The organism is Pseudomonas sp. HMWF021 (assembly GCF_003061005.1).
GTDB lineage: Bacteria > Pseudomonadota > Gammaproteobacteria > Pseudomonadales > Pseudomonadaceae > Aquipseudomonas.
In genome coordinates this window covers 4,980-8,096 of record NZ_QAIK01000090.1, presented here as the reverse complement: position 1 = coordinate 8,096, position 3,117 = coordinate 4,980, and the positions used below count along the sequence as shown (strand labels likewise).

At 58.8% G+C, this 3,117-nt stretch carries 4 protein-coding genes; 1 reads left to right on the top strand and 3 read right to left on the bottom strand.

Translation table 11 applies throughout. From position 1 onward, the window contains the following. Nucleotides 1-75 precede the first annotated feature (75 nt). Nucleotides 76-990 (bottom strand): DUF808 domain-containing protein, encoded by a 915-nt coding sequence (locus DBR18_RS12165; protein WP_108590496.1) that lies wholly within the window; start codon nt 988-990, stop codon nt 76-78. Between the two features lie 134 nt (nt 991-1,124). Here DBR18_RS12165 and DBR18_RS12160 point away from each other — a divergent pair, with 134 nt between their 5' ends. Continuing rightward, nucleotides 1,125-1,733 (top strand): TetR/AcrR family transcriptional regulator, encoded by a 609-nt coding sequence (locus tag DBR18_RS12160; RefSeq protein WP_034151540.1) that lies wholly within the window; start codon nt 1,125-1,127, stop codon nt 1,731-1,733. Between the two features lie 125 nt (nt 1,734-1,858). On the opposite strand, the gene DBR18_RS12155 is transcribed toward DBR18_RS12160, so the two are convergent. Both DBR18_RS12155 and DBR18_RS12150 read right to left on the bottom strand, forming a co-directional pair. After that, nucleotides 1,859-2,317, bottom strand: a complete 459-nt coding sequence (locus DBR18_RS12155) for a transposase (protein WP_108590495.1) — start codon at nt 2,315-2,317, stop codon at nt 1,859-1,861. Between the two features lie 210 nt (nt 2,318-2,527). Continuing rightward, the gene (locus DBR18_RS12150; RefSeq protein ID WP_108590494.1) at nt 2,528-2,968 is read right to left on the bottom strand and encodes a heme-binding protein; all 441 of its coding nucleotides are present in this window, start codon (nt 2,966-2,968) and stop codon (nt 2,528-2,530) included. Nucleotides 2,969-3,117 lie beyond the last annotated feature (149 nt).

Here is a 3,117-nt window from a genome sequence, read left to right as displayed (position 1 = left end):
GCGGTGCATCAGGCACATGAAAGGTGACTGACACGACCTCATCGCGAGCAGGCTCACTCCTACAAAGAACGATATTCAGCCTTTGATCGTGCGCCAGATTTTGCTGACCACCGACACCACCGCCAGCACCACCGCGCCAGCGATAATCCCCGCCACGCCATTGAGCAGCACAGGCACCGCAAAACCGGCACTACCGGACGCTGCACCGACACTTTCAATCCAGTGATGCAGCACAGGAATGCCGTGAGTCAGGATGCCGCCGCCGACGAGGAACATCGCCGCCGTGCCAATCACCGAAAGGCCTTTCATCATGTAAGGCGCCGCACGCAGGATCGCGTTGCCGATACTCTTTGCTGCCGAGCCGGATTTCTGCGTCAGCCACAGACCGAGATCGTCGAGTTTGACAATCCCGGCCACCAGGCCATAAACGCCCACGGTCATGACGATGGCGATGCCGGACATCACGATCACTTGCTGGGTCAGCGAAGCGTCGGCCACAGTGCCGAGGGTGATGGCGATGATTTCCGCCGAGAGGATGAAGTCAGTGCGGATCGCGCCTTTGATCTTGTCCTTCTCATAAGCCACCAGATCGGTGCTCGGCTCGGCCACTGCCGCGCTCAGTTGCGCATGCTCGGCGTCATCTTCGGCCTTGCTGTGCAGAACCTTGTGCGCGAGTTTCTCGAAGCCTTCGAAGCACAGGTACGCACCGCCGACCATCAGCAGCGGCGTCACCAGCCACGGCACGAACGCACTGATCGCCAGCGCCGAGGGCACCAGAATCAGTTTGTTGAGAAACGAGCCCTTGGCCACCGCCCAGACCACGGGAATTTCCCGCTCGGCGCGCACCCCGGAGACTTGCTGGGCATTGAGCGCCAGGTCATCGCCGAGTACGCCGGCGGTCTTCTTGGCGGCCATTTTGCTCATCAACGCCACGTCATCCAGAACGGTGGCGATGTCGTCGATCAGCACCAGCAAACTGCTTCCTGCCATGAATCCTGTTTCCTTTTGTGAATAATGCCGCGCAGCATACCGTGACTGCGGGCCACACGGGGCATTCTTGAGCCATGCGCGAGGCCGGTGCTACCATGCGCAACCGCCAGAACAGGCAAGGAACCACCGGGTTTATGAGCACAATCCGCGAGCGCAACAAAGAACTGATCCTGCGTGCCGCCAGTGAGGAGTTTGCCGACAAAGGCTTCGCTGCGACCAAAACCAGCGACATCGCCGCCAAGGCGGGATTGCCCAAGCCCAACGTCTACTACTACTTCAAGTCCAAGGAAAACCTCTACCGCGAGGTCCTGGAAAGCATCATCGTGCCGATCCTGCAGGCTTCGACCCCGTTCAACCCGGACGGCGTGCCGAGCGAAGTGCTCAGCGGCTATATCCGCTCGAAGATCCGCATCTCCCGCGACCTGCCCTTCGCCTCCAAGGTGTTCGCCAGCGAAATCATGCACGGCGCCCCGCACCTGAGCGCCGATCTGGTGGAGCAGCTCAACAGCCAGGCCAAGCACAACATCGACTGCATCCAGAGCTGGATCGACCGCGGCCAGATCGCCCCGATCGACCCCAACCACCTGATGTTCAGCATCTGGGCCGCCACCCAGACCTACGCCGACTTCGACTGGCAGATTTCTGCTGTCACCGGCAAGGACAAGCTCGACGAGGCGGATTACGAGGCGGCGGCGCAGACGATTATCCGGTTGGTATTGAAAGGGTGTGAGCCGGATCAGTAAGACTGTGCTGCCCTTATCGCTGGCAAGCCAGCTCCCACAGGTCTGGTGTTGAACACAAACTTTGTGAACGACGCAAATCCCTGTGGGAGCTGGCTTGCCAGCGATGGGGGCAACTCGGTATCAGATCAAACCCAGATGGCATCCCACAGCGGATAATCACCCAGCCTTTCCACCAATCCTGCCCGCAATGGGTTGGCGACCACATAGCGCGCCATCTTCACCAGATCGTCTTCCCGCCTCAATGCTCGGTCATGAAAACCCTGCTGCCAAAGCGGCCCGCTACGGCCGATGGATAAATTCACTTCTCTGGTTATCAGCGACTTGGTTTCACCCATCAGCCTTCGGAGCGAACAGTTTTGCAGCTCAACGAGCCAGTGAAAATGATCCTGCATCACCACCCACGCCAGTGACTTTGCCAATCCAAGCTCTTGTGCCCGCCGAAATTGATGAACAACAAGTCTGCCCAACATCACATCGGCAAAGATCGGTTGGCGATCAAGGGTATTGGTTGTCAGGAGATAGATTCGATTGGCTTCGGCATAGCGGCCGGTTCGCAGACGATGTGAAGCAGGAAGATCAGGCAATCCATTGCCCCTTCATGATGAGTTCATCAGAAGGCTAGACCGCAGTGATCCATCTGGACGGGGCAGTCTTTTATCACGATGTGTCAGTCGGGCCGCCATCGCTGGCAAGCCAGCTCCCACAGTGGTTTGTGTCGTTCACAAATCGTTGCTCAATACAAAACCTTGTGGGAGCTGGCTTGCCAGCGATGACTTTCGATCAGACGCTAAAGGTCAACCAGCCACCCCCGCATCCGCCCGCAAATCCAGCGCCTCCACCGCTTTGATCGCCACCTGCTCATCAATATCCGACAGATCGCCGCTGATCCCGATCGCGCCCAGCACATTCCCCGCCTGATCACGAATCAGCACCCCGCCCGGGGCCGGGACGACGCTGCCCTGGCCCATGCTGTTGAGTGCGGCGATGAAGGCCGGGCGTTGTTGGGCGTCCAGCGCCAGCAAGCGTGAGCCCTTGCCCAAAGCGATTGCGCCCCAGGCTTTGCCGATGGCGATGTTGGGGCGCAGCAGGCTGGCGCCGTCTTCGCGTTGCAGGGTGATCAGGTGGCCGCCGGTATCGAGTACCGCGATGGTCAGCGGCGCAGCGTTGATGCCGCGCCCGACGCTGATGGCCTGATTGACCAGGTTGACTGCGACTTTCAAGGTTAAAGCGCTCATGGTGCCGTCCTCATTTTGTTATTGGGAAAGTCGTGGGGCTGCGCGTTTGTGCCGCAGCCCGATGCCACAAATAGAACACAATGAATTATTTTTTTGTATACAATAATTCTCGAAAAGCGCCACATGCGACGAAAAGCCACAGTAGAAAC

Excerpts from the sequence above, each read along its gene's own strand:
- DBR18_RS12165 (WP_108590496.1), bottom strand. The coding sequence starts at position 990 with ATGGCAGGAAGCAGTTTGCTGGTGCTGATCGACGACATCGCCACCGTT.
- DBR18_RS12160 (WP_034151540.1), top strand. The coding sequence starts at position 1,125 with ATGAGCACAATCCGCGAGCGCAACAAAGAACTGATCCTGCGTGCCGCC.
- DBR18_RS12150 (WP_108590494.1), bottom strand. The coding sequence starts at position 2,968 with ATGAGCGCTTTAACCTTGAAAGTCGCAGTCAACCTGGTCAATCAGGCC.